Below are 26216 nucleotides of genomic sequence, written 5' to 3'. Positions count from 1 at the left end.
CTGGGCATGCCTTGCGCTCCCGTCAGACTGGACCGCGAGGCAGGCGCTTTTTGGGGTGACGCGGAGGGAATGACGCGGGAGTTGGAGTAAACGAAAGCCTGCGCAAATTGCTGCACGCCGCGCGGCAGCGAAAGGCAGGATCCTCCCGCCCTTCAACTGCGCGCCAGAACGAATTCTCAGGCCGCGGCTTTTTTGCGTGCCTTCTTCGCAGGTGCGGCTTGTTCAGCCGGAGCAGGCTTTCTGCCAAGCCCCAACGACTTGGCCAAGGCGGATCGGGTTGCGGCATAGTTGGGGGCGACCATTGGATAATCTGCCGGCAGGCCCCACTTGGCGCGGTATTCGTCGGGCGTCAGACCGTAATGGGTAGCAAGATGCCGCTTCAGCGACTTGAACTTCTTTCCGTCCTCGAGGCTGATGATGTAGTCGGGCGTGACGGACTTCTTGATGGGAACCGCGGGCGTGAGGGGCTCCGCCGTTTCAGGGGCTGCTCCCAGCGTAGCCTTCAGCGCGACATGCACTTGGCCGATCAGCGCCGCAAGCTCGCTCAGCGGGACCGGATTGTTCGAGACATAGGCCGACACGACGTCAGCAGTAAGCTCAATGAGGGCGTCAGTTTTGTTCTCGGCTTCTTCTGCCACGGGATGCTCCTGATTTGATAAATTCTTCGGCGAAGTTTCGCCTCATTAGTGAAGGCGGCGGCAGAAAGCAATAAAATTCCCGGCAGTCTTCGTCAGCGTCATCTTCCTAAGTGCGGCACGCTGCAACGCACATGAATGGCGCGTCGGTAGGAAGAGTGGTTCTGCACTCGTTCAAGCTTCTGGAAACGATCTCACGGGCGGGGGCCAAGGGCGCTTCAACTCACTGATGAATAGTCATTTTCCCGAAAGAGGACTTGAGTTTCGCCCCTTACGAGCCGCCGAAAATTACTTGTGGCAGAGACCAAAATGCCCTGATGCTGCCACTTCTCCATGAGTACGGTCGCGACCGAGAAAACCTTCCCGGATCTATACAAGAGAAAGGCTCGGCCAATGAGCGGGGCGGCTTGCGCAGAGTCGAATCCAGTTTCGTCGGCGACTTTCGCGCCGCTCGGGAATGCGACCTTTCGTGCGATCTGGGTTGGCGCACAGGTGTCCAGCCTGGGCTGGCTGATTCAGACCGTCGCCGTCAGCTGGCTGATGGCGACCATTTCGACGTCCGATGTGATGGTCGCCCTGGTCCAGGCTTCCACCACGCTGCCAGTCTTCGTTCTGTCGATCGTCGCCGGCGCCGTCGCCGACAATTTCAGCCGCCGGACTGTGATGATACTGGGCTGGTGCGTGATAGCGTTGTCCGCGATCCTGCTTACCGCAGTCGCGGGCCTCGGTTTTTTCAATCCCTGGATGATTCTCGCCTTCAGCTGCCTGGCTGGATGCGGCGCCGCCTTCACCGATCCTGCCTGGCACGCCTCGGTCGGCGACATCCTGCGCAAACGCGAGGTCCCAGCCGCGGTCACGCTGATCTCGGTCGGCTACAACGCCATGCGAAGCATCGGTCCGGCGTTCGGCGGCATCGTCGTCGCCTCTTTCGGACCGCTGACTGCGTTCGCCCTTGCGACGCTGACATACCTGATGATGCTTTGGACCATCGCCCGCTGCAAATGGAGCGTCCGCTCCTCGCCCCTGCCGCGCGAGCTATTGGCCACCGCCATCCATGACGGGGCGCGCTTCACCGCCCTCTCGACTGAGATCAAGGCTGCGATTGCGCGCGGAGCGCTTTTCGGCCTGACGAGCATCGCGATGCTGGCGCTGATGCCTCTGGTCGCCCGCGACCAGCTGGGAGGAGGCCCGATCGCCTACGGCATCCTGATGGCCGGCTTCGGCGTTGGCGCCCTGTGCGCCGGCATTGGCAACAACGCCCTGAGACGTTCCCTCTCTCAGGAGCGGCTGACGACGCTCGCCTCCATAGCATGTGCGGCGTGTTGTCTGTCGCTGGCGCTTACGCCTTCCCTGGCCGTGGCGAGCGTGGCCTTGGCGCTGGGCGGCGCGGGCTGGGTCGTCACCTGGACGGGGCTTGACGTGAGCGTGCAGTTGTCGAGCCCGCGATGGGTCGTCGGTCGCACGCTCTCGATCTATTCGGCGCTTTCATCGGGCGGCATCGCGGCCGGCAGCTGGCTCTGGGGAACAGTGGCTGAGAGCTATTCGCTGACGATGGCGCTGGAAAGCGCCGCCGGCGCCCTGCTCTTGGTCGCCGGCGCCGGGTTGCTGTTGCCCATTCGCCAGTGGAAGGATTCCGACCAGGACTCGATTGGCTTCGAAACGCCAGACCTTTCCTTGGACCTGAAGCCGAGAAGCGGCCCGATCGTCGTCAAGATCGAGTATTCGATACCGGAGGCGGACATCGATGCTTTCCTCGATGGTATGCAGGAACGACGCAGAGTGCAAAGCCGCGTTGGTGCCCGGCGCTGGAATCTCCAGCGCGATCTGCAGGAGCCGTCGCACTGGATAGAGACCTTCCGCACGCCGACATGGATGGACTATCTTCGGCTGAACCATCGCCTTACGGCGGCGGACAAGGACTTGGATCGGCGGCTGCTGGAACTCCACGTTGGAGACCTTCCACCGCGCACCACGCTTTCGATCGAGCGGCCGGCCCGGCCGACCCTGAAGCGGGATCAATGGCCGCCATTTATCTCGCGGCGCTGACCGGGATAGACGCAGCCAGCGCAACAGGCGGGGTGAGGCGAGCCGCGTCCCTGCATCCTTGCATTCCCTCCAACTCCTGGGACCGCTCTCGGCTGGTAACAATTTCCCTGTAGCCTGTCGTCAACATCCTGTTCGCAGGTGGGCGCGCGCAGCGTTGCGGGCGCGTTCAGGCTCGCGCCCGGACGCACCAGTTGGCAGGACGGTCATCCATCGCATCGATGGCTCGCATCGAAACAATCCATTGTTCGAACCGCGCGCTTCTCCATTAGAACAATGAGATCAGACTTTGCGGCCAACAGGTTAGAGAGCGCGGTCGCGTTGCATCTGGGCGATGGGGATTGATCAATGCGCGCGGCTCGCCTTTTAACCGGCATGATCGGGACTTTGGCCGTTTTCGCGATTGCCACATTCTGTCTAACTGGCTCTTTCACCGCTATCCTGGTGCAAGCGGGACTGTGCACTTTGTTTATGCAGATCGTGTACTCGGCGGCTGTGCTTTGTATCGTCTGGAAGCGAGGGCTTGGGGCAGTAAGCCACGATCCACACAGCTCATCAGCTCGTTGCACTCCCCTTGACGGTGATACCACCCTTGAACCCGTGGAACACGGTCGATCATAACAGGCACGAGCTCCAAGCAAGCGAGACAATTTTCGATCTGGAAACCGAGGCTCTGCTCCACGGACGTGAACTCGCAGAGCCATTTTCTGCGCGTTTCACCCCACGCCGAGGTTTGCTTGCCACAGAAGGTGCCGACGATCGCCTGTCCCGTGGTCTGGCCCGGCATACATATACCTCGCCATGGCGCAACGCGTTCAAGGTGGCCGGGCCTTCGAACAGTGCCTGCCGGCACCCAGCTGCCTGAATGCGCTTTGTCGAACGGACAGCTTCTCTCGTTTCCCCGGCCCGCCTATCCCCGATTTGACATTGCCGGGGCGGTTCATAGCGCTATCGACAACCGGGCCGTGACCGTATCGCGCGAGCGAGCGAAGCGATCCTCCTATCCGGTCCGCATTGGGCTCGTGGCAGACGGCAAGACGCGCGAATGTAAACAAAAGCCCTCCCATTGCCTCTCGGAATGTGGCGTTTGTTCCTTTCCGGACAACTGAAACTTCACTTGTCCGAGTGACCACGCTGTCAGGAGCCGTTTCGGATTTGGCCTGGCAATTGCGTAGCCCATCCAAACCGCTGCGAACCGACCATGCTCCCTTCCCGATCCCGTTAACGTGGCGGATGCCGCATCGCTATTGCTTTCCCGCCCTTGCCTCCGGCCAACCAGGTGCGTTCGCGCCACGGATTTCAGGTTGGTGAGCGACCTTGAACCTATCAAAAAAGGAGAAAAGAAACGATGCTGCATCCTCAAACGCCGCTGGACAGGAAAACGCCGCCTGCTTCGCTATGCGCAAGCCTCAGCGGTACTTCAACCGCAGCGGCCTGGAGGTGCGAACCGCACGAGCGGCAGTGCGCAAATCGCATCTGCAGCGTTAAAGCCTTTGTTACATCCTGCCTGTTGTCGTTGATGCCCTGCAACGCTCTCGCAGGCAATGGTCCCTTTCACTTCAACTATGGTAACGTCGTCCTTTCCGGCGAAATCGGTCTTGCCGATATCAGGGGCCAGGAATTTCTCTACTGGAACTCCGGTGAGTGGCACAATCACAAGGCCAGCCAACTCGACTGGAAGAGTATAGAGGTCACTCTGCTTACGATCGGTCTCGACGCGTACATCGACCAGGACTGGAGCGTGAAGAGCAGGTTCGATATCGGTGCGGGCGGCGACGGGCACATGCTCGATCGCGACTGGGCCAGCAAGCTCCACAGCGATTGGAGCGGCCGTGCGGTTATGCCCGACACCAACCTGAACCACTATTTCAGCGGCTCCATCCAACTTGACCGGATCGTCGCTAGCACCGGCACCAGCAGTTTCGCCATCGGCGCGGGCTTTCGTTATACCGACGTCAAATGGACGGCCTATGGGGGGTACGGCATCGAATCGAGCGGCGATCCCCTATTTCGCGACCGCCATCCAATCTGGCCCGGCGATCGTAAGGTCGTGAGCAATCGCCAAAAGATTCCGATCGGATTCCTTAGCCTGAGCGGCCAGCATGTGATCGGCGACCTTTCCGTCAGCGGCGGCATTCGAGCCGGCCTGACAATCGGCTTTGAAGACATCGACGATCACTGGGGCGAACGTCGTATTTACCACGACTTATACACAGCGCCGACCATGGGAGCCGATGTCGCGGTCAGCTACGCGGTCACGCCATCTGCCTCGCTGTACCTGCGCGGGTCCTTCGACCGGGTGTTCCAAACCCGCGGCGACGAAAGGAGCTACGCCACCGTCCCCGGCAAGTTCAATGGCAAGTTCAACGGCCAGTGGGAAAACACCGTCGCGTCGGCTTTCCAGGTCATGTCGGTGTCCTTCGGCCTCAAGGCTGCCTTTTGAGTCCAGTTTCGCTCGAGTGCCTGAGAGCCCGATGTTGAGCGCGACTTCTTTGGCTTCATCGCGCGGCGTTCCGCGGCGCTTCGATCGCTTCCGGGCCTGATCCCGCATTCGCCTCAAGTACTGACCGGACGCGTCAAGGCCGATCGCAAGGATCGCTGTGGCCGCCCGACAGCATCGCAGCCGCTGTGCGGACCATCGGTTTCGTTCCGACCAGGAGCAATCGCGGCGCCCGCGCGCCTATGGCGCGCGCCGGGTGCTCGTGAACCGAGCCCGCTTGTCTTCGGCAAGCTCAGGCGGTCTCGGCCATTCGGCTTCGCCCCCTGGCGCGGGCAGCCCTTACGGGCTGAGACGGCCGCCGCCCTTTGGGCGGCGCTGTCCTTTTTAGTTGGCCTTCCCGGCGGCGCGGTGTGGGCGGCTCTCCCTTCTAGGCCCGCCGCGGCGGCCCGCAACCCTTCGCGTTCCGCTCAGGGTCCTCCACTCGCGTTCCGGTCCTGCGGATGCAGGCCACCTCTGACGGCGGGCCTTTCCGGTCGTTTTTCGCCGCCCACCCCGCTTTCCGGGGAAGGGCGCGGCGAGATTGGCGAGCGGAGGTCAAGTCATGCGCAAAACCGGCAAACATAGCGCTAGCGGAGAAGTTGGCGACAAGAAGAGCGAGCCGCAAAGGGCCAGCCTTTATTCCGAGATCACGGACCGCATCATCGCCGATCTGGAGCGGGGTTGCGTGCCTTGGGTGAAGCCTTGGGGCAGCGCCAAGGCCAGCCTTGGGCTGCCGAAGAATGCCGCCACGGGGCGCGGCTATTCCGGCATCAATATCCTGATCCTGTGGGGCGCGGTCATCGAGAATGGCTATCCGGGCCAGAGCTGGCTCACCTTCCGGCAGGCGCTTTCCCTTGGTGGCAACGTCAGGAAAGGCGAGCACGGCACGACCATCGTGCATGCCGACCGCTTCATACCGAAGACCGAGAAGGAGCGCGCTTTAGCCGAGGATACCGAGCCGCAGGCGGTGCCGTTTCTCAAGCGCTTCACCGTCTTCAATGTCGCGCAATGCGAGGGATTGCCCGAGCATCTTTACAGCCAGCCCGAACCGCTGCCCGAACGCCAGATCATCCCGCAGGCCGAGGCGCTTGTTCGAGCGTCTGGCGCTGATATCCGCATCGGCGGCGACCGTGCTTTTTACATGCCGTCTGCCGACTTCGTTCAGCTGCCGCCGCAGCCCGCTTTCTTCGAGCAGATCAATTATTACCGAACCTGCTTCCACGAACTTGGCCACTGGACCGGGCACCCCACGCGGCTTGCGCGTGATCTCTCCGGCTCATTCGGCACCAAACTTTATGCGCGCGAGGAACTGGTCGCCGAGATCACGGCTGCCTTCACCTGCTCGAGCCTCGGCATCACCCCGACCGTGCGCCATGCCGACTACATCGCCTCTTGGCTGGAGGTTTTGCGCGAGGACAACCGCGCGATTTTTCGTGCTGCAAGCCTTGCCTCGAAAGCCGCCGATTTCCTGCTCGCCTTTCAGGCTTACGCCGAGAGCGAGAGCCCGGAAGGGGTCGCGGCATGAGCGCTCCCGATCCCATTCCGCTGCAAAGCGAGCCGACGCCAGAAGGCGAGCAGATGCTGGTTCCAGGCGTCCGCCCGACCACAACGCGCGACCGGCTTGAGCTGTTCTGACCCGGTCCAACCTATCCTGAAAGGAAGCTTTGCCATGATCCTGATCACCGACGAATTGCGCGCCCGCCTGCTCGCCAATGGTGCCGCCGAAATCGAAACCGACCATGTCCCGGTCGTGAAGCTCTTCAATCCGACAGGTGCGGCGACTTGGCTTCTGAGCGAACTCGACGCCGACGGCGACACGCTGTTCGGGCTTTGCGATCTCGGCTTCGGCTTCCCGGAATTGGGCAGCGTCAGCCTCGCCGAACTGCAAGCGGTCAAGGGACCGCTTGGCCTCGGCATCGAACGCGATCTCTATTTTCGTGCGCGGTTTCCGCTCTCGGTCTACGCCGAAGCCGCTAGGGCTTCCGGCCACATCACCGAGGCCGAACGCCTTTTGCGGCAGGCTGCCGCCGCTCTCGAGATCCCAACGCCAGAGCTTCCGCCCGAGGAGGCGGAATGACCCGCGCCGCTTTGGCGCAAAAACCGCCCGCCGCTCGGCCTTCGGCCTCGCGGTGGGGCTTTTCAAGCCCAGACAAAGGAGAAGAGAAATGCAGCTTGCCCACGTTTCCATCGACCAGTTGAGCGTGTCCGCCATCAACATGCGACATTCCAAGCGCGCGCCCGACATATCCGACATCCTGCCGTCGGTCAGGGCGCGCGGCGTGCTGGTGCCGCTTCTGATCCGGCCCAACGGCACACCCGATACCTTCGAAATCGTCGCCGGACGGCGGCGCTATTTCGCGGCCAAAACAGTCGCCGACGAGCGCGGCGAGGCCGAACCGCTGCCCTGCGCCATCATGGAAGACGGCGACGACGCCGATGCGCTCGAAGCCTCGCTGATCGAGAACATCGCCCGTGAGGACCCCGACGAAGTCTCGCAATGGGAAACGTTCACCCGCCTCATCAAGGAGGGGCGCAGCATTGCCGATATCGCCGCCACTTTCGGCCTTACCGAGCCTCAAGTGAAGCGCATTCTGGCGCTCGGCGATCTCTTGCCCAAGATCCGCGAAGCCTATCGCCGCGAGGAGATCGACAAAGAGACTGTGCGCTATCTGACCATGGCCTCAAAAGCACAGCAGAAGGACTGGCTGGCGCTGTTTGCCGATCCCGACAGCCGAGCCCCGCGCGGCTGGCAGTTGAAGCAATGGCTGTTCGGCGGCCAGTCGATCGCGACCAAGGTGGCGCTGTTCCCGATCGCAGACTATCCCGGCCTGATCGTGTCGGACCTGTTCGGCGAGGAGAGCTATTTCGCCGATGCCGACCTCTTCTGGCAAAAGCAGAACGAGGCGATTGCCGCCACGCGCGAGGCTTATCTGGAAGCCGGTTGGGCGCAAGTAGTCGCGCTCGAACCCGGCCAATATTTCCATTCGTGGGACTATGAAAAGACGCCGAAGAAGAAGGGCGGCAAGGTGATCATCACCGTCTCGCAGCGCGGCGAGGTCGAGGCGCACGAAGGCTATCTGTCGCGCAAGGAAGCGCGCCGCGCCCGCGCAGAAGGTGAGACGGCAGATGAAGCCGAACCGCCGGCCAAACCGTCACGGCCCGAGTTGACCGGGCCGCTGCAGAACTATGTCGATCTGCACCGCCACGCCGCCGTCCGCACCGCGCTGCTCGATCATCCGGGCGTCGCGCTGCGGCTGATGCTGGCCCACGCCATCGTCGGGTCGAGCCTGTGGACCGTGCGTGTCGAGCCGCAGCGCGCCGCCAACGAGGCGGTGGCCGCCAGCGTCGCCGCTTGCAAGGCGCAAGCCGCTTTCGCAGAGAAGCAGCGCACGGTTTTGGCCTTGCTCGGCACGCTGGATGAGGATGGTCCGGTGACCGGTGGCAATGGCGACGACTTCGCGCTGGCCAGCGTCTTCGCTCGCCTGCTGGCGCTCCCGGATGACGATGTGCTCCGCGTCCTGGCTCTCGTCATGGCAGAAACGCTCAGCGCAGGCAGCGCCATCGTCGAGGCGCTCGGCAACCATCTTGGTCTCGATATGCACGGCTGGTGGCAGCCGGACGATGCCTTCTTCGATCTGTTGCGCGACAGGCATGTCGCCAACGAAATCCTCGCCGATATCGGCGGCAGGGTCGTCGCCGATGGCAATTCTTCGGAGAAGGTGAAGACGCAAAAGAAGATCATTCGCGACTTCCTCGCCGGCGAAAACGGCAGGCAGAAAGTCGACGGCTGGCTGCCGCGCTGGATGGCATTCCCGGTGTCGAGCTACACCAACCGCGGCGGTTTCCGCACCGCCGATCAGTGGGCGAAGGTCCAGACGCTGTTTGTGTCAGAATGATCCTTGGCAATGCGGGCGGCGACGTTCCCGGCGTCGTCGCTCGTCCGCATAAATGTGCTGCATCGAGCCTCGGCAACGTCTGCTGCGAGACCGCAACGCCGGTCCGGTTTCAGCCACACGCATCGCCCGACCGGACTTCCGAAAGCACCGCCCGTGGCGGCAATCTGGCGCTTTGTGCTTAAGCACGATAGCGCTGGCACGGCGCTGGAGCGTCCGCAAACCTGTCCTCGCCTAGCTTCCGCCTGGCTGCCGCGACCGCGTCTTGGCGACATCTCCTTTTGCTTGGTGCCCAAGACCATTCCCCTGCCGCTGGCTTGATGACCTATGGGCGGATCCGGCCCGCCCGAAACCCTCGGCCAGCAGCTTTTTTCCCCGCCGCCTGCGGCGGCTCCTCGCGCCCGCTTCGCTTCAAAAAAGCTGCCCGCTCGGGTCCTCCGCTGTCGCTGCGGCCTTTTGAGGTTCGGGCGGGCCGGACGCGCCCATCACGGTCCGCCATCGCAGGGGAATGGTCCCCGGCGACAAGCAAAAGGAGACTAACATGACCGCGATCGGATACGTCACCAAGCAGGACAATGGCGGTTACAAGGGCCAGCTCAAGACGCTCAGCGTCCGCGCCGACATCGCCATCGTGCCCAATCAGTCAAAGAGCGCCGACAACCACCCCGACTTCCGGGTGCTGACGCAAGGCGTCGAGGTGGGTGCGGGCTGGACCCGGATCGGCGAGGCTTCCGGCAAGGACTATGTGAGCCTGTCGATCGCAGCCCCCGAGTTTGGCCCGAGAAAACTCTACGCCAATCTCGGCCGCGCCGCCGGCCAGGATGACGACGACACCTTCGCCATCATCTGGAACCCGGCCGACTGACGCAACAGGCCCCCGCGCCACCGGCGCGGGGGCTCCCCGTCCCCAAGGGCGGCGAAAACTCGCCGTTGACTCTTCGCCCGTCCCGCAAGCGCTCCCGCTCGCCGATCCTCGCCGCCGTCTTCAGCCGACGAAACGAGGATCATCATGGACGACGAAAACGAACGCGCCGCCCGCGCCAAGAAGGGCAGCCCGTTCCTCAACACAGCGCAGGCGGCTTTCTATGTCGGGCTGTCCCAGCGCACGCTGGAAAAGATGCGGCTCAAGGGCGGCGGCCCGCAATTTCGCAAGCACGGCCGCTTCGTCCGCTACCACATCGACGAGCTCGACGCCTGGTCGAAAGGCCGGCCGCAGGGCTCCGACGCCGATGACAATCGCGGGGGCCGGTCATGATCGCACGGCCTTCCCTCCATCCGATCGGCAGCCGTTTGCGGCGCATCCGCGCCCGCAAGACGCTTGCCGCGGCAAGCATCGGCCTTGGCCTGATCGGCTTCGCCGCTTTCGCCAAGCCGGCGCCCGTACTGGTCTGGAATGGTTCGGCCAGCGCGCCAATCGGGCTCTACGGCCTTGGCCTTAGTGGACCTCGCACCGGCGATTTCGTGCTGGCCCGCTTGCCGAAAATGGTCGCTCAACTCGCCGACCAACGCGGTTATCTGCCCCGCAATGTGCCGCTGGTGAAGCGCATCGCGGCACTGCCTGGCGAGCAAGTCTGCGCATTCAATGACGCCATCATCGTCGGCGGCGAGATCGTCGCCCGCCGCGTTCCGGTCGACACGCAAGGCCGAACCTTGCCGTGGTGGAACGAATGCCGCGCGCTCGGCCGTGACGAGGTCTTTCTGATCAATGGCCAAGCTCCCGGCTCGTTCGACAGCCGGTATTTCGGGCCGGTGCCGGCCGCCAATATCATCGGGAGGCTCGTGCCGCTATGGACCGAGTAACCCTCCTGATCCTGAGCATGGTGTCGATCGCACCATGCGCCTGTTCCGCCGCGACCGGTGCGCAGCCGGCCGTCATCTCCCAAGGTCCGCAGTTGGCAAGATGGCAAGAGTTTGTTGCCGAGGCAAGCCGGCGCTTCAGTGTTCCTGAGGCTTGGATTTATGCCGTCATGAATGCCGAAAGCCGTGGGCAGACGATGCTCAACGGCCGGCCGATTACCTCCCGCGCCGGTGCGATCGGGCTGATGCAGGTCATGCCCGACACCTATGAGGAACTGCGCGCTGAGCATGGGCTCGGAGCCGATCCGCACGATCCGCGCGATAACATTCTGGCCGGCACAGCCTATCTGCGCGCCATGTATGACCGCTTCGGTTTTCCCGGCCTGTTCGCAGCCTACAACGCCGGGCCGGATCGCTACGCTTACCATCTGCGGCGTCGCAAGCCGCTGCCCAAAGAGACGGTTTTGTATCTCAAACAGCTTAAGGCGGCGGGTGTCTCGGCGGCCGACATGGATGCGTTCAAGGGCAAACATCGCCTGCCAAAAGCGCCGAAAATCTCCTCCGGGCGCGAATTGTTTTTCCTGAAAGATGGCGCCTCTGCGGGTGGTTCGAGCGACGAAATTCTGGTGCCGCTCGGGTCTCCGCCAGGGGGATCAGCGCGGCCGGACGGCAGCCATTGACGTGGTGGGAGGGCACTGCGCCGGCTGGTCGCCGGATACGGACACGGCCCCGGTCGGGGCCGTGGGCTATCTCTCTCTGACTGCCCATTGTGGCACCGCCTCTGCGGCGTCAAGGACGAGCGGTCCCCCCAATTTTGCCGGCGCCCGCCGACAAAATCGGCTCCCCCGCTCGCCGCGTTGCGGTCGCTAAAGCGATCCTTGACCCCTCGATGCGCCGGTGCGGGCTCCTTCCGTCAGAGAACGAAAGGAGATTTCCATGACACATCGCAACATCGTCACCATCGATGGCGGCAGCACAGAATACTGGCGGCAGCGCAAGCTGGGCTTCCTTCTCATCCATGAGGCGGAATGGGCGCTTTCGCGCCTGGAGCGGGCGCCGATGTATCTCCACGGCGGCTATGACGAGAACGGCGACGTCATCGCCATCGAAAACCTCCGGCCGTATGCCGACATGGAGGAGGCGATCCAGGCGATCGAGGCGAACCAAACGGCTGTCAGCATCCTAGTGGCGCAACGCCGCACCAAGATCGGCGACTATGAGGTCAAGGCGGTGATCCGCGAGCTTAAGGATCGCCGCTAAAATCGAGACGAGAGGCGGCATCCGCCGCCTCTCGTCCTATGTCGCCACCGCGGAATTCCGATCGCGCATCTCGGCGGCGCGTTGCCCGGCGTTAGGCGCCGAGCTCGAACTAGCGCATGGATCGCCGGAGGCAACAATCCGCCCGTAGGCTTGGCTTATCTACGACTGAAATGAATCATGCCGTCTTTACTGCGATCGAGCCGGATTTGAACGGTTGATATTGATGAATTGTTGCAGGTAGATAGGTGTAAAATGGGGAAGGCAAGATAAAGGTGCCGCCTCCAAGAGGCGGCTAAGTCTTTGTCTGCACATCGTTTCTTCCGGAGGCTCCTTCCAGTCCTTGGAGCGCTTATTCGCGCAAGCCTCTGATTTTGCTGCAAATCCCTTAGAGGCTCCGATGCAAGATGATGAATTCAGACCGAGACTCGGCAAGATCGGATCCCGCGGTTCGAAGGCCGGCAAGCGCTATGTCGGCCAGATCCGTGCCGCCATCAATCGCGCCGGCGGCAAGGTCCCGCGTGGCCGCTTCACAGGAAGCCGGACCGGGCGCGGCGGCGCGGCTGCCGCGATCCTCGGATCGCGCGATCGCCATGCGGCCTTCCGTCAGCGTCGCGTCGTCGTTAAGGCGCGCGTCGTCAAGCTGGCCGGAAAGGGCGTCGACGGGGCGCGTGCGCACCTGCGCTATCTCCAGCGCGACGGCGTCACCCGCGAGGGCGAGCCTGGCGCCCTCTACGGGGTCGATAGTGACCGGGTCGACGGCAAGGCCTTCCTCGAACGTGCGGGAGGCGACCGGCATCAGTTCCGCTTCATCGTCGCACCCGAGGACGGCATCGAGTATGACGACCTCAAGCCGCTGACCCGTCGCCTCATGGCGCAGATGGAAAAAGACATCGGCACGAAGCTCGACTGGGTCGCCGTCGACCATTTCAACACCGGCCATCCGCACACCCATATCATCGTCCGCGGCAAGGATGATCGCGGCGAAAATCTGGTCATCGCTCGGGACTACATCTCATCGGGTTTGCGGGAGCGCGCGGCCGAACTGGTCAGCCTCGACCTCGGCCCGCGCACCGACCGCGAGATCGAGCAGCGCTTGCGGCACGAGATGGAACAGGAACGCTTCACCGGCATCGACCGGCGTCTGCTCAGCATGCGCGACGAGGAGGGGCATGTCTTGCCGGCCAGCCGCGACGCGTTTCGGCAGACGCTGCACCAGGGTCGACTGCGCAAGCTCGAGCGGATGGGCCTGGCTGAGGAGGTCGGTCCGGGTCGCTGGCGCCTGGACAATGAACTTGAAGCAACGCTCCGTCGCATCGGCGAGCGCGGCGATATCATCAAGACCATGCACCGCGAGCTGACCGGTAAGGGGCTTACGCGCAGTGCCGCAGATTACATTGTCCACGATCGATCGGGAGGACAGGAGGCTCAGCCTATTGTCGGTCGCGTGGTCGCCCGCGGCCTCGCCGACGAGATCAGCGACCGTCACTATCTGATTGTGGACGGCATCGACGGCAGCACCAGTTACATCGACATCGGCAAGGGCGAGGCGACACAACCGACGCCCGACGGCTGCATAGTGCGTGTCACACCGAGGAGCATCGGCCCGAGGCAAGTCGACCGAACGGTCGCTGACATCGCCTCGGCCAATGGCGGGCGTTACAACGTCGATATTCACCTGCAGCATGATCCATCCGCCACCGACCGCTTTGCCGAAACCCATGTGCGGCGGCTGGAGGCGATTCGCCGCGCGACCAACAGCGTCGAACGCGAGCCGGACGGCACCTGGATCATCGCGCCCGATCATCTCGACCGCGTCGCGGACTACGAGCGTCAGAGGGCGAGGGCCGAGCCTGTCGTTGTCGACAAGCTCTCCTCATTGACGCTGGAACAGCAGGTCAGTTTTGACGGCGCCACCTGGATCGACCATGAATTGGTTTCCGAAACGCCGGAGAGCTTGCGCGGATCCGGCTTCGGGCGTGAGGTACGGGAAGCGTTAGCCCGGCGGCGACAGTGGCTGATTACTCAACGCCTCGCGCAGGAAGATCACGACCGGATCGTCTATCGCGCCAACATGATTTCGCTTCTGCGCCAGCGCGAGCTGAACCGGATTGCAGGTCAGCTGTCGGACGAGCTTGGGCTCGCATATTCCGAAGCTCGGCCTGGAGATCCGGTAAACGGCACGCTGCGCCGTTCGGTTGAGCTCGCCAGCGGCAGATACGCTGTTGTTGAGAAGTCGCGTGAGTTCACGCTGGTGCCATGGCGACCGGTGCTGGAGCGGCATACCGGCAAGGAGGTCTCCGGCGTCGTGCGCGCCGAGGGGATTTCCTGGACCGTCGGGCGGCAGAGGAGCGGGCCGAGCGTGTCTTGAACCTCGCTATGCGGTCAACGCATTTCTCGGTGTGCACTTTAAACCCTAGACGCGGCCAACGGCCTATATCCAAATTGATAGCGTAGAGCGCGTTATCCAAACAATCGATTTTGCGAATTGATAGCCGTGCTGCACTAGAGAACTACCAATTGACGAAATCGACGGCACACGAGTGGTGCAGGAAGGCATCAAGAAGGGTCAAGAGGTTCGACTGGCTGCATCAAGTCACGTGGCGACCGCTGCCTCCCTTGGTCGTTCATCATTTAACTGCCGTTCCGGGCTTCTTGCCGCGGCCGTCGCTCGCAAAGAGCATGCTGACTGGCAAAGTACCTGGGAGGGCAGCGGTCAAATGTTCGAGGCTGAATTTGTGCCAGCAGTTGTTCTGTAGAGGAATGCGTGGGTGCGGAATGCGGTCCCCCGCATATCGGTCGGGTTACCACACGTTGTCATTCATGAGGAACAAGCGCGCCGCAGCTTGAGGCTGCTTCACCAATGAGGCGGTAACATTCGTGCTGGTCCGGGTCGATGAGGGCCTCGGCTGTGTCAAGCGGCGAGACCATACGGGACGCTTCCTGGAATAGCATGTCGCGCATCCAGAGGCTTGCCGGGTCACTGTTGTGAAGCGCAGGCCATTGAACGGCCTCCGTGAACGGAAGGTGTTGCGGCATCGGAAGCTCGGCGATTCGCATGGGTATTGTTTTCATGAAATGCTGCGCCAGCCGTAAGGGCATAGTGCCTATACGCTCGGTGTTGGACAGCATGAGAGGAATCATACTGTAACCGTGTACGACGACATCGATGCGTCTCTTGCGAGCGTGCTCGCGCAAATAGCGTTCCTCAAGGCCTAGCCTCAGGCTATCCCCGAACTGGACCACAACATGCCCCATCGACATGTATCTTTCGAATGTAAGTGGCTCCGACAGCTGCCTGTTCGAGCGACAGCCGACGCACACGTGTAGGTCGTCGAACAACCTCGCACGAGGATGAGAGTTCGGCATAAATATTTCCGGCAGAATGACAAGATCGATATCGCCGCGCCGGAGCAGATTTTCACTGTCGTCGGCCGGGGGGAAAAATTCGAAACTGACGCCGGGAGCTTCCCGCGCCACACGCTCCACGACCTTTTCAAAAAATACCAATGTGACGTAATCGGAAAGCGCGATTCTGAAGCGACGATCCGATTGGGTCGGATCAAACCGCTGCGGGGAAATAATGGAGAGCTGAACTTGCAGCAGAGCCTCGCGCACCGCAGGCGCGAGACCTTCCGCCCGCGGCGTCGGGATAAATTCGCGGCCAGCCATCGTAAAAAGCTCATCTTGGAAATAGGCGCGCAGCCGGGCGACGGCGGCGCTCATGGCCGGCTGGCTGAGATTGATGCTGCGTGCCGCCGCCGTGAGCTTACGCTCGGCCATCAAAGCGTCGAGCACGACTAGGAGATTAAGATCAAGTCCCTGGAACCGCATGTCTCTCTATCTATCCATAACGTGGATCTGTGCCACCAAACCTAACGTCATTCTTCATTAGTAATACATGTTGACATTTTCACAGCGCGGAGACCGCGTATGGAGTTTTTGTTCGTAAATCGCACATTGAATGCGTAATTCGAATATTGCGCATTCCGATTGGGCATGGCGATCAGGCAACGCGAGTCATCCATCCATTACTGGTGCCGCCGATTTTCAGCGAGTGAACGGTCGAGCTTGTCCCGTGCCGGTAGCTTGGCCTTCGAGAGCCTTTGGAGGTCGACGGCTGCGGCCGCGCAGGATGTCGGCAATGGCGTGCGTCACCTGCTGCGGGTGACGCGGATCGTGGATCGCAGCCGCAAGCCGGTCGGCCAGTCGCAGACGCCGCTCGACGCCGGCCAGAAGTATGACGCCGCCATCCGATGCGATGCGCCCGCCTTCAAACGCAGCTGTGATCTTCTTGCGTCCGACGGCTGGAAAAGCATAACGGCGGCGACGTATCGTCGCTCGTGGCGGGTGTGAGATCTGGTGGTAGAGTTGGCTTCAGCGACCGAATCCTACGCCACCAGCGGCACGGCCATTGAACCGGTAGCAAAGCGCAGCAATTCTGAGGCTGGAGATGCATGATGGAAAATTGCGCAGGGGATGCCGTTTTTCGATATCGTGGCTCGACGTTCGATAGCATGATCGAGTCCCTCGGAGCGGTTTTCGGCGCATTCGACGCCGATCTCGTCGGTCGTGCTGAAAACTTCCATTGGGCGCTCGATCTTGCAGGTTGTGAAAGTGCAGCACTGATTACCGGCTCGCATCAGACCGGGTTTCAGTTCCGCGCTCAGTGGAGTTCGGACGCAACAGAGCGTCTATCGATCGTGGTGCCGCGCAGAGGCGGGATGGGGGTCACCTACGGCTCCCGCATGGCCGAGGCCCGAGAAGGGAAATTGCTTCTTTACAGGAATTTCGAATGGGACAGCGTCTCGATACAAGGGCAATCCAATTTAATAGATGAGTTGGTGCTTAATTGGTCTTTGATCCAACGGACCGTGGGCGAAACTTTCGATTTGCCGTTTAACGGCTCACTCGACCTGTTGCCTGAAGTGGGTCTGTCAACACCAGTTGGCCGGACTATCGGCAATCTTACGGAGGCGATCATCGACGGATTACGTCATAATGGTCCCCTGCATCAGAGTCCCATAGCCATGCATCATATGACGCAGGCGCTAGCCGATCTCGTGATAAGGATGGTGCCTCATCGATTATCACATTTACTGAATAAGAAGCCCCACATGATTGCTCCCGGCCACATCCGCCGCGGGATCGAGTTCATGCGCGCCAACGTAAATCAGCCGATTACAATGCCAATGGTGGCAAACGCAGCGGGTGTTTCCACCAGAGCACTCGAAGCGGGTTTTCGTGCTTTCAAGAATACAACGCCTGCAGCCTACCTACAGATGCTTCGGTTACAGGCGGCACGCGAGGACCTGCTCGATCCGGGGAACCGTATGCTCATGAAGGAAATCTGCCTGAAATGGGGATTCTTTCAATTCGGAAGGTTCGCCGCTGTTTATAGGGCACACTATGGAGAAAATCCCTCCGAGACGAGGAAACGCGTCTGCGGATCCCATTCTCGAAACTCGTTCTGACAAGGCGGTGACGAAGGCGCTCGCGCGACAAACAGCATAACCGGTTGCGCGAGGCGGACGATGGCCATTTCACGCAGATAACCCTCTGGTCGGCGAACTTTTTTGCTGTTCCTGCCTCTCACGTCGCCACGACGTCGAGATGAGCATCCGCCGCGTCTTTCGCGGCTTTGGTCTGAAGGTCGGACTGACGCTCTATCGGCGGGATAGGTCCGATAAAGCCCGCAAGCAAAGAATATGCTGATTCATCTAATCTTTGGGCAACCTGCAGTACTGCGAAATGCACGGGAGACGGGTGACCCGTTATCGCGCTGGATCGTGTACAATGCTGCCCTCAAATCGTCACCGGCAGCGGGCGTCCTTTGCAGCCGGAGTTGCCACCCACCGAGCGAATTTATTTGGATTTGCGCCCGCTCGGTGCCGGCCTGATCGAGGCTGGGGGCCGCCCATCTCCAGCTCATAGTGGAAGTGGAGTCCCGCTAGTCTAGGTCTGGCCTTATCCTCGAAGGCGGGTCGATCTCGCTTCTGAATTGCATGGCCAGAAGGCCTTATTGGGATGCCGGGTTTCGATGGCACATCAAGCGTCTGCGCCTTGGTCGTGACGCGCGCCAAGCGGCGCGTAACGGAAAGGCTCGCCATTAGATCCTCGCCAGGCAAGATCTCCCTGGAAATCGTAGCTTCCACGCGTCGGGAGGACAGTCATCCATGGCATCGATAGCTCGCATCGAATCAATCCATTGTTCCAACCGCGTGCTTCTCCATTAGAACAAAGAGATCAAACTTTGCGGCTAACACGACAAAGCGCGGTCGCGTACCATCTGGGCAATGGGGATTGATAATGCACGCGGCTCGCTTTTTGACCGGCATGATCGGGATTTTGGTCGTTTTCGCGGTTGCCACATTCTATCTAACTGGCTCTTTCACTGCTGTCCTGGTGCAGGCGGCACTCTGCGCTTTGTTTATGCAGATCGTTTACTCTGCGGCTGTGCTTTGTATTGTCTGGAAGCGAGGGCTTGGGGCGGTAAACCACGACCTGGACAGCTCATCGGCTCGTTGCGCTCGCCTAGATGGAGATAGTACCTTCGATTTTCGCCGAGGCAGTGGCGACCGTCCAGAGCAATGCAATGGCACTTGCCCCAGCCAAACACCTCAATATGCGGACCTCGCTCCCAGGCTGACAGCTTCAGTTCGGTGCGGGCGGGATCGATGACCTCACGAGATTCTTCTATCGAGCGGCGTCCTCCCTAAGAGTTGTGTCCTCGCACTCAATCGTACCTAAGATGCGTTCCGGTTCCCATTAACCGGCGCGATGTTATCCACCGGTCTAAGACGGTGGACAAAATTGACACCCACGAAGCTTCTGATTGGGCAGATCGTCATTGTGTTAGTCATCGTCGCCACCGGCGTATGGACAGCAACACAATGGTGCGCCCGCATGCTGAGCGATCAGCCAGCCCTCGGCGCGCCATGGTTCGTGGTGGCTGGCTGGCCCATATACAAGCCTTGGAAACTTTTCGAATGGTGGTTCCATTTCGATGCTTATGCGCCGGAGGTCTTCGACAAGGCCGGCGCGCTTGCGGGTGCCAGTGGGTTCCTGGGGTGCGCCGCTGCGATCGCCGGTTCTCTCTGGCGCGCTCGGCAGAGTGGGCTGGTAACGACCTACGGCTCCTCGCGATGGGCCGCAGTGGGGGAGATTGAGAAGGCAGGGCTGTTTCGGCCGGCCGGCGTTTTCCTCGGCAAGCTGAAGGACCGATATCTGCGCCATGGCGGGCCGGAACATGTCATGGCGTTTGCCCCGACGCGTTCGGGTAAGGGTGTAGGACTGGTGGTTCCAACGCTTCTTTCCTGGACTGGCTCGGCCGTCATTCACGACATCAAGGGCGAGAACTGGCAACTAACGTCCGGCTGGCGGTCGAAGTTCTCGCACTGCCTTCTATTCAATCCCACAGATCCAAGATCGGCGCGCTACAATCCGTTGCTGGAAGTGCGCAGGGGCCCGAACGAGGTTCGCGACGTCCAGAATATCGCCGACATCCTCGTCGATCCAGAAGGCGCGCTGGAGCGACGTAATCATTGGGAGAAGACCAGCCATTCACTCCTGGTGGGCACCATCTTGCACGTGCTCTACGCCGAAGAGGAAAAGACGCTTGCCCGTGTCGCCACCTTCCTGTCGGATCCTCAACGCTCGTTTGCCGCAACACTGCAGCGAATGATGACGACCAACCACCTCGGCACGGTGGACAAACCACAGGTCCACCCGGTCGTGGCCTCGGCGGCCCGTGAGGTGCTTAACAAATCAGAAAACGAGCGCTCGGGCGTTCTTTCGACCGCCATGTCGTTTCTTGGACTTTATCGCGATCCGACGGTGGCCGCGGCAACATCCGCCTGCGACTGGCGCATTGCCGACCTTATGGATGCTGAGCGGCCGATATCGCTATACCTTGTCGTGCCCCCGTCGGATATCTCGCGCACCAAACCGCTGGTGCGATTGGTGCTCAATCAGATCGGGAGGCGGCTGACGGAGCGGCTGGAGGGCGATCCAAAGAAGAGCCGCAAACATCAGCTTCTTATGATGCTGGACGAATTCCCGGCGCTCGGCCGCCTCGACTTCTTCGAGACCGCGCTGGCCTTCATGGCCGGCTACGGCATCCGCGCCTACCTGATCGCGCAATCCTTGAACCAGATTTCAAAAGCTTATGGCGAGAACAACGCCATTCTCGACAACTGCCATGTGCGTATCGCCTTTTCCTCCAATGACGAGCGTACGGCCAAGCGCATTTCGGACGCACTCGGAACTGCGACAGAACTGAGGTCGATGCGCAACTATGCTGGCCATCGGCTGGCGCCGTGGCTTTCGCACGTCATGGTGAGCCGCCAGGAGACCGCCCGCCCGCTGTTGACGCCGGGCGAGGTGATGCAGTTGCCGCCCTCTGATGAGCTGGTGTTGGTCTCGGGGCTACCACCGATCCGCGCGAAGAAGCTCCGCTACTACGAGGATCAGAATTTCACCGAGCGCGTGCTGCCTTCGCCAGTGCTGCGCGACGGATCCTATGCGGACTGTCCCGCCCCGCGCGCTGATGATTGGAGCGGACAGCTACGCGCTGGGGATCGCCGTCTTGTTGTTGGTGACGAAGGCGCCAGTGCGGCAACCGAAGACGAGGGCGGCGTTCAGCAGCAACGCCATCCAGGTCTGCCCGAAGAACACACCGCCGGCGTCAAAGAACCTGAACAAGACGACCTGTTCAATCCGACGGACGATGACAGCGAGGCACCCACCGATAAGCGTGTCATGGACAGGATTTCGACCACAGCGCGTGCCTACGGCCTCAACGAAGGAAGGGGCGACGATAAGGACATCATCCCCGGCTTCTGAACGTGTTCCGCACCTCAGGCGTATCTCGGCGTAGATAACGCCCATAAACGATTTCCATGATCTCGACGATGCTCTTTCCCGCCGCCGGCGCAGTCGCGCTGACCCGTTGGAACGAGCCGCATGAAGTCCCATCGCATCCGTCATCAGTTTCTGCTCGAGCCCGCTCTGAGCGAGAAGCTGGAGAACCTCAGCCGCGATCCATCGGCGACCAAATCGGCGATTGTCGCAAAAGCGGTCGCGGCCTTCATCGAGCGGCGTGGCGAGAACGAGCTCGACCAGCGGTACGGGAAAAGGCTCGATCGCCTTTCCCGCGACCTCGCCCATGTCAGGCGCGAAGTCGAGATTGTCCTGGAAAGCCTGGCGCTCTTCATCCGCTTTTCGATCACGCTTCACGCACACACGCCGGTCCCAGATAAGGCGACGCAGGCGATTGCGCAGGAGCGCTTCGACAAGTTCGTCGAACAAGTCGGTCGGCAGATCGCTTCGGGAAAACGTGCTCTTGGCGGCGACAACGGCAGAGGAGGGGAAGGATGAGTTCCCATCCCGAAATCGATCATCGCCGCCGCACCATGCTGCGCACCGCCATGGGTCGCGCAATCACCGAGGCGCTGACCGATCCATTGGTCGTCGAGGTGATGGTCAATCCGGACGGTGCGCTGCGGCTTGACCGGCTGGGAGAGGGCCGGGTCAATACGGGCGTGCACATGCACCCTTCCGAGGCCGAACGCATCATCCGCCTCGTTGCTTCCCATGTGCGCGCCGAGGCGCATGAGGACAATCCGATCGTCAGCGCCGAATTGCCATCGGGCGAACGCTTCGAAGGCTTGCTGCCGCCTGTCGTGCTGGCGCCCTGTTTTGCCATCCGCAAGCCAGCGGCAAAACTCTATACGCTAGCCGACTATGTCGCCGATCGCGTCATGCTGCCGCTGCAGAGGGACGCGCTGAGGAAGGCGGTCCGGGAACGGCGCAACGTCCTGGTTGCCGGCGGCACATCGTCGGGCAAGACAACGCTTGCCAATGCGCTGCTGGCAGAAGTCGCCGAATGCAATGAGCGGGTGATCCTGATCGAGGACACGCGCGAACTGCAATGCCCGGCGAAGGATTGTGTCGCTCTGAGAACCAGACGGGGCTCAGTCACGCTTGCCGATCTCGTGCGCTCGACGCTGCGGCTTAGACCGGACCGCATCATCGTTGGCGAAGTCAGGGGCGCGGAAGCGCTCGATATGTTGAAGGCTTGGAACACTGGGCACCCCGGCGGCATCGCCACCGTTCACGCTAACTCAGCGCGCTCCGCCCTCTACCGCATCGAGCAGCTCGCGCAGGAAGCCGTCGTGACCGTTCCCCGCCGGCTCATCGCCGACGCCATCGATCTCATCGTCTTCATCGCCGGGCGCGGATCCTCGCGCCGCATCGACGCGATTGCCGAGGTCACTGGTCTCGACAGCAGCGGCGACTACGCCGTCACCCCGCTCACGCTTCCGCAACTCCAACAGCTTTGAAAGGTCACACCCCATGCGTAAGAAGCTTCGCTTTCTTTCGTCCATCGCGCTCGCGGTTTTTCTTACAGGCCAGGCCCATGCGGCCGGTTCCGGCATGCCTTGGGAACAACCGCTTCAGCAGATCCTGGAGTCGGTACAGGGGCCGGTCGCCAAGATCGTCGCGGTGATCATCATCATCACCACCGGCCTGACGCTTGCCTTCGGTGACACCGCAGGCGGTTTCCGCCGGCTGATCCAGATCGTCTTCGGTCTGTCGATCGCCTTCGCGGCCTCGAGTTTCTTCCTCTCCTTCTTCTCCTTCGGTGGCGGGGCACTTGTGGGATGATCAGCGGAGAGCAGCATATCGAAGGCTTCGAGATTCCAGTTCATCGGGCATTGACCGAGCCGATCCTGCTTGGCGGCGCGCCGCGAGCGGTGGCGATCCTCAATGGCACCGTGGCCGCGGCAATTGGCCTTGGCCTGCAGCAGTGGATTGCCGGCCTGGTGCTCTGGGTCGCAGGACATACGCTCGCTGTCTTTGCTGCAAGGCGCGATCCGGACTTTGCCAGCGTGCTCGTCCGTCATCTTCGGCAGAGGGGCTGGCTTGCATGCTGAAGCTTTCCGAATACCGCGGCAAAGCCGATCGGCTTGCCGATCATCTGCCCTGGGCCGCGCTAGTCGCGCCCGGCATCGTGCTCAACAAGGACGGCAGCTTCCAGCGGACGTTGCGGTTTCGTGGCCCCGATCTCGAAAGCGCGACTGAAGCCGAACTTGTCGGCATTTGCGCACGGGCAAACAATGCGCTGAGGAGGCTGGGCTCCGGCTGGGCATTGTTCTTCGAGGCCGAGCGGGTCGAGGCATTGGGCTATCCGACCTCGCGCTTTCCCGACGCGGCGTCTTGGCTAGTCGACGAGGAACGACGCGCCGCCTTCGAAGGCAAGGTCGCGCACTTTGAGAGTCGCTACCATCTGACGTCGGTCTTCATGCCGGCGCCAGACAGCCAGGCTCGGGCAGAAAGCGCGCTCGTCGACTCCCATCGTTCGGGAATGGCAAGAGATTGGCGTGCAGAGCTGGCATGGTTTCGAGACCAGACTGATCGGGTTCTAGATCTTCTCTCGGGCTTCATGCCGGAGGTGCGCGCGCTCGATGATGCCGAGACGCTGACTTACCTGCACAGCACAATCTCGACGCGCCGGCATCCGGTCGCGGTGCCGGAAACGCCGATGTATCTCGACGGCGTGCTGGTCGATGCGCCACTTACCGGCGGGTTGGAACCGATGCTGGGTGAACAGCATCTGCGCACTCTCACCATCCTCGGATTCCCGAACGCAACGCGTGCCGGAATCCTGGACGCGCTCAACCATCAGGATTTCGCCTATCGTTGGGTAACGCGCTTCATCCCGCTCGACAAGACGGAAGCGACCAAGACGCTGACGCGGTTGCGCCGGCAGTGGTTTGCCAAGCGCAAGTCGATCGTTGCCATCCTGCGCGAGGTGGTCAGCAACGAACCAGTCCCTCTCGTCGATAGCGATGCCGACAACAAGGCGCTCGATGCCGATGCCGCCCTGCAGGCGTTGGGAGGCGATCACGTCGGCTTCGGCTATCTCACCACAACGGTGACGGTATGGGACAAGGAACACCAGGCTGCAGCAGAGAAAATTCGCGCCGTCGAGCGCATTGTCAACGGGCTCGGCTTCGCCTCCATCCGTGAAAGCGTCCATGCGGTCGAGGCATGGCTCGGTTCGCTGCCGGGTCATGTCTATGCCAATGTGCGCCAGCCGCTCATCCACACACTGAATCTTTCCCATCTCATGCCACTGTCGTCGGTGTGGGCCGGTCCGGCGGATAACGAACATCTGGCCAAGGTCACCAGGACAGAATCGTCTCCGCTTTTCTTCGCCGAGACCAGCGGCTCGACGCCGTTTCGGGTGTCCACTCACATTGGCGATGTCGGCCACATGCTGGTCGTCGGTCCGACCGGTGCCGGCAAGTCGGTTCTGATGGCGCTCATCGCTTTGCAATTCCGCCGCTACGCCGGTGCTCATGTCTATGTCTTCGACAAAGGCAATTCGGCGCGCGCGGCAACACATGCGATGGGTGGAGAGCACCACGCGCTGGGCGCGGACGGTGCGCTTGCCTTCCAGCCGTTGCGCGACATTGACGATGAGGCAACCCGCAGCTGGGCGGCCGAATGGATCGCCGGCCTGATCGCCCATGAGAACGTCACCGTCACACCGGAGGCCAAGGAAGCGATCTGGTCGGCGCTCACCAGCCTCGCCACCGCGCCTGCGCAGGAACGCACGCTCACTGGCCTGTGTATCCTGCTTCAGTCCAATGCCCTGAAATCAGCATTGATGCCCTACACGCTCGACGGTCCCTTCGGGCGGCTTCTCGATGCCGACGATGACCGACTGGCGATCTCGGATGTTCAGTGCTTCGAGACCGAGGAACTGATGCACAGCCAAGGCGCTGTGCTGCCGGTGCTTACCTACCTCTTCCATCGGCTCGAGGAGCGGTTCGATGGGCGGCCTACGCTGCTCATTCTCGATGAGGCTTGGGTCTATCTCGACAACCCGCTTTTTGCCGCCCGCATCCGCGAATGGCTGAAGGTGTTGCGCAAGAAAAATGTCTCGGTCATTTTCGCCACTCAGTCGCTTGCGGACATCGCTGGCTCGTCGATCGCGCCCGCAATCATCGAGAGCTGCCCGCAGCGCATCTTTTTGCCCAACGATCGTGCGGTCGAACCGCAGTCGCGGGCAGCCTATGAGCGCTTCGGCCTGAACGAGCGGCAGATCGAGCTGATCGCCCGTGCCACGCCGAAGCGCCACTACTATCTGCAGTCCCGCCGCGGCAATCGTCTCTTCGAACTGGGCTTGGGTCCCATCGCACTTGCGCTTTGCGGCGCTTCCGATCCAGCCACTCAGGCCCTGATCGACACGATCCTGTCCGAAGGCGGGCAGGGCAGCTTTGCCACCCGCTTCCTGAGAGCACGCGGCCTGGATTGGGCCGCCGAGCTTCTCCAGCAATTCCCGCAGCCAGACAAGGAGCAATCGTCATGATGGGACGCCGCCTTTTCACCAGCCTGGTCACCGTTTCCCTGATCGCCAAGCCGATGGCCGACTACATCCAGCCGGCCTATGCCCTCATCGTTTTCGATCCATCGAACTATACGCAAAACGTGCTGTCGGCGGCACGCGCATTGGAGCAGATCAACAACCAGATCCAGTCGCTTCAGAACCAGGCAATCATGCTGCAGAACATGGCGCGCAACCTTCAGCACCTGGACTTTTCCTCCGTGGGTCAGCTCACCGGTTCGCTCCAGCGGATCGACGGTTTGATGGATCAGGCGAGTGGCCTGAGCTTTGACCTCGACAAGCTCCAGGGCCAGTGGCGCCAGCAATATCCGGAAAGCTACGACGCTACGATCAAGGTCAGCGATGTGGCGAGCGCCGCGCGCGACCGATGGCAAAGCGCCATGCAGGCCTTCCGCCAGACTATGGGTGTTCAGTCGCAGATCGTCGAGAACGTTCGCAGCGACGGCGACTTGCTTACCGATCTCGTCAATCGCAGCCAAGGTGCTGCCGGCGCGCTTGAGGCAAGCCAGGCCACCAATCAGCTGATCGCGCTTTCGACCAAGCAGCAGATGCAGATCCAGACGCTCCTTGCGACGCAGTTCCGGGCTGAAGCCGAGGATGCGGCGCGCAAGGCGCAGTCCGAGGAAGCCGCTCGCGAGACGACGAAGCGCTTCCTGGGCTCTGGCACGGCCTATCCCGGCAACTGATCGCAACTC

24 protein-coding genes are annotated in these 26216 nt (G+C 61.7%); 21 read left to right on the top strand and 3 right to left on the bottom strand.

Going from position 1 to position 26216, the window contains the following annotated elements:
* Positions 1-176 precede the first annotated feature (176 nt).
* On the bottom strand, positions 177-638 hold the full coding sequence (locus DPM35_RS26195; protein WP_112130101.1) for a Ros/MucR family transcriptional regulator: 462 nt from the start codon (positions 636-638) through the stop codon (positions 177-179).
* Positions 639-1028: 390 nt separating this feature from the next.
* Between DPM35_RS26195 and DPM35_RS26190 the strand changes: the two genes are divergently transcribed.
* The 11 genes from DPM35_RS26190 (at position 1029) to rlxS (ending at position 14475) form a co-directional block, all read left to right on the top strand.
* On the top strand, positions 1029-2681 hold the full coding sequence (locus tag DPM35_RS26190) for an MFS transporter (RefSeq protein ID WP_112130100.1): 1653 nt from the start codon (positions 1029-1031) through the stop codon (positions 2679-2681).
* A 1345-nt stretch (positions 2682-4026) separates the two neighbouring features.
* The gene (locus tag DPM35_RS26185) at positions 4027-5121 is read left to right on the top strand and encodes an omptin family outer membrane protease (protein WP_245431645.1); all 1095 of its coding nucleotides are present in this window, start codon (positions 4027-4029) and stop codon (positions 5119-5121) included.
* A gap of 598 nt (positions 5122-5719) precedes the next feature.
* Positions 5720-6682 (top strand): ArdC family protein, encoded by a 963-nt coding sequence (locus DPM35_RS26180; RefSeq protein WP_112130098.1) that lies wholly within the window; start codon positions 5720-5722, stop codon positions 6680-6682.
* Positions 6683-6826: 144 nt separating this feature from the next.
* On the top strand, positions 6827-7234 hold the full coding sequence (locus DPM35_RS26175; protein ID WP_073986499.1) for a DUF2958 domain-containing protein: 408 nt from the start codon (positions 6827-6829) through the stop codon (positions 7232-7234).
* 88 nt (positions 7235-7322) lie between these two features.
* Positions 7323-9053, top strand: coding sequence for a ParB/RepB/Spo0J family partition protein (locus DPM35_RS26170; protein WP_112130097.1), 1731 nt, complete (start codon positions 7323-7325; stop codon positions 9051-9053).
* 538 nt (positions 9054-9591) lie between these two features.
* Positions 9592-9915 carry a DUF736 domain-containing protein gene (locus DPM35_RS26165; RefSeq protein WP_059186375.1) on the top strand — a complete coding sequence of 108 codons (324 nt, stop codon included), beginning with the start codon at positions 9592-9594 and terminating at the stop codon, positions 9913-9915.
* A 144-nt stretch (positions 9916-10059) separates the two neighbouring features.
* Positions 10060-10305 (top strand): helix-turn-helix transcriptional regulator, encoded by a 246-nt coding sequence (locus tag DPM35_RS26160; protein ID WP_112130096.1) that lies wholly within the window; start codon positions 10060-10062, stop codon positions 10303-10305.
* Positions 10302-10850, top strand: coding sequence for a S26 family signal peptidase (locus DPM35_RS26155; RefSeq protein WP_112130095.1), 549 nt, complete (start codon positions 10302-10304; stop codon positions 10848-10850). Before DPM35_RS26160 ends, DPM35_RS26155 begins: the two co-directional genes overlap by 4 nt.
* A complete protein-coding gene (locus DPM35_RS26150) occupies positions 10838-11527 on the top strand; it encodes a lytic transglycosylase domain-containing protein (protein ID WP_112130094.1) in 690 nt (229 codons plus the stop codon). The genes DPM35_RS26155 and DPM35_RS26150 overlap by 13 nt, the downstream gene beginning before the upstream one ends.
* A 256-nt stretch (positions 11528-11783) precedes the next feature.
* On the top strand, positions 11784-12107 hold the full coding sequence (locus DPM35_RS26145; protein ID WP_112130093.1) for a hypothetical protein: 324 nt from the start codon (positions 11784-11786) through the stop codon (positions 12105-12107).
* Positions 12108-12504: 397 nt separating this feature from the next.
* Entirely contained in the window at positions 12505-14475 is a 1971-nt protein-coding gene (gene rlxS / locus DPM35_RS26140) for a relaxase/mobilization nuclease RlxS (protein WP_112130092.1), read from the top strand.
* 446 nt (positions 14476-14921) lie between these two features.
* On the opposite strand, the gene DPM35_RS26135 is transcribed toward rlxS, so the two are convergent.
* Together DPM35_RS26135 and DPM35_RS26130 are read right to left on the bottom strand one after the other, a co-directional pair.
* Positions 14922-15938 (bottom strand): LysR family transcriptional regulator, encoded by a 1017-nt coding sequence (locus DPM35_RS26135; RefSeq protein ID WP_073986507.1) that lies wholly within the window; start codon positions 15936-15938, stop codon positions 14922-14924.
* Between the two features lie 216 nt (positions 15939-16154).
* A complete protein-coding gene (locus DPM35_RS26130; RefSeq protein ID WP_425373419.1) occupies positions 16155-16367 on the bottom strand; it encodes a transposase in 213 nt (70 codons plus the stop codon).
* Between the two features lie 194 nt (positions 16368-16561).
* Between DPM35_RS26130 and DPM35_RS26125 the strand changes: the two genes are divergently transcribed.
* From DPM35_RS26125 to trbJ, 10 genes are all read left to right on the top strand, one after another.
* Complete coding sequence (locus DPM35_RS26125) at positions 16562-17578, top strand: helix-turn-helix transcriptional regulator (protein ID WP_112130090.1); 1017 nt, start codon at positions 16562-16564, stop codon at positions 17576-17578.
* Between the two features lie 302 nt (positions 17579-17880).
* The gene (locus tag DPM35_RS33155) at positions 17881-18063 is read left to right on the top strand and encodes an isopentenyl transferase family protein (RefSeq protein ID WP_342633683.1); all 183 of its coding nucleotides are present in this window, start codon (positions 17881-17883) and stop codon (positions 18061-18063) included.
* A gap of 46 nt (positions 18064-18109) precedes the next feature.
* Positions 18110-18217 (top strand): hypothetical protein, encoded by a 108-nt coding sequence (locus tag DPM35_RS33335; RefSeq protein ID WP_425373418.1) that lies wholly within the window; start codon positions 18110-18112, stop codon positions 18215-18217.
* A 700-nt stretch (positions 18218-18917) separates the two neighbouring features.
* The gene (locus DPM35_RS26110; protein ID WP_112130088.1) at positions 18918-20948 is read left to right on the top strand and encodes a conjugal transfer protein TraG; all 2031 of its coding nucleotides are present in this window, start codon (positions 18918-18920) and stop codon (positions 20946-20948) included.
* Between the two features lie 120 nt (positions 20949-21068).
* Positions 21069-21482 carry a CopG family transcriptional regulator gene (locus tag DPM35_RS26105; RefSeq protein WP_112130087.1) on the top strand — a complete coding sequence of 138 codons (414 nt, stop codon included), beginning with the start codon at positions 21069-21071 and terminating at the stop codon, positions 21480-21482.
* Positions 21479-22447 carry a P-type conjugative transfer ATPase TrbB gene (gene trbB / locus DPM35_RS26100; protein WP_112130086.1) on the top strand — a complete coding sequence of 323 codons (969 nt, stop codon included), beginning with the start codon at positions 21479-21481 and terminating at the stop codon, positions 22445-22447. Before DPM35_RS26105 ends, trbB begins: the two co-directional genes overlap by 4 nt.
* A gap of 13 nt (positions 22448-22460) precedes the next feature.
* The gene (locus DPM35_RS26095) at positions 22461-22772 is read left to right on the top strand and encodes a TrbC/VirB2 family type IV secretion system protein (RefSeq protein ID WP_112130085.1); all 312 of its coding nucleotides are present in this window, start codon (positions 22461-22463) and stop codon (positions 22770-22772) included.
* Positions 22769-23041, top strand: coding sequence for a VirB3 family type IV secretion system protein (locus tag DPM35_RS26090; protein ID WP_112130084.1), 273 nt, complete (start codon positions 22769-22771; stop codon positions 23039-23041). The genes DPM35_RS26095 and DPM35_RS26090 overlap by 4 nt, the downstream gene beginning before the upstream one ends.
* A complete protein-coding gene (gene trbE / locus DPM35_RS26085; protein WP_112130083.1) occupies positions 23035-25485 on the top strand; it encodes a conjugal transfer protein TrbE in 2451 nt (816 codons plus the stop codon). Before DPM35_RS26090 ends, trbE begins: the two co-directional genes overlap by 7 nt.
* Positions 25482-26207 (top strand): P-type conjugative transfer protein TrbJ, encoded by a 726-nt coding sequence (gene trbJ / locus DPM35_RS26080; RefSeq protein ID WP_112130082.1) that lies wholly within the window; start codon positions 25482-25484, stop codon positions 26205-26207. Before trbE ends, trbJ begins: the two co-directional genes overlap by 4 nt.
* The last annotated feature ends 9 nt before the right edge of the window (positions 26208-26216 follow it).

This window comes from Mesorhizobium atlanticum, assembly GCF_003289965.1.
GTDB lineage: Bacteria > Pseudomonadota > Alphaproteobacteria > Rhizobiales > Rhizobiaceae > Mesorhizobium > Mesorhizobium atlanticum.
This window is presented reverse-complemented; position numbering and strand designations above follow the sequence as displayed.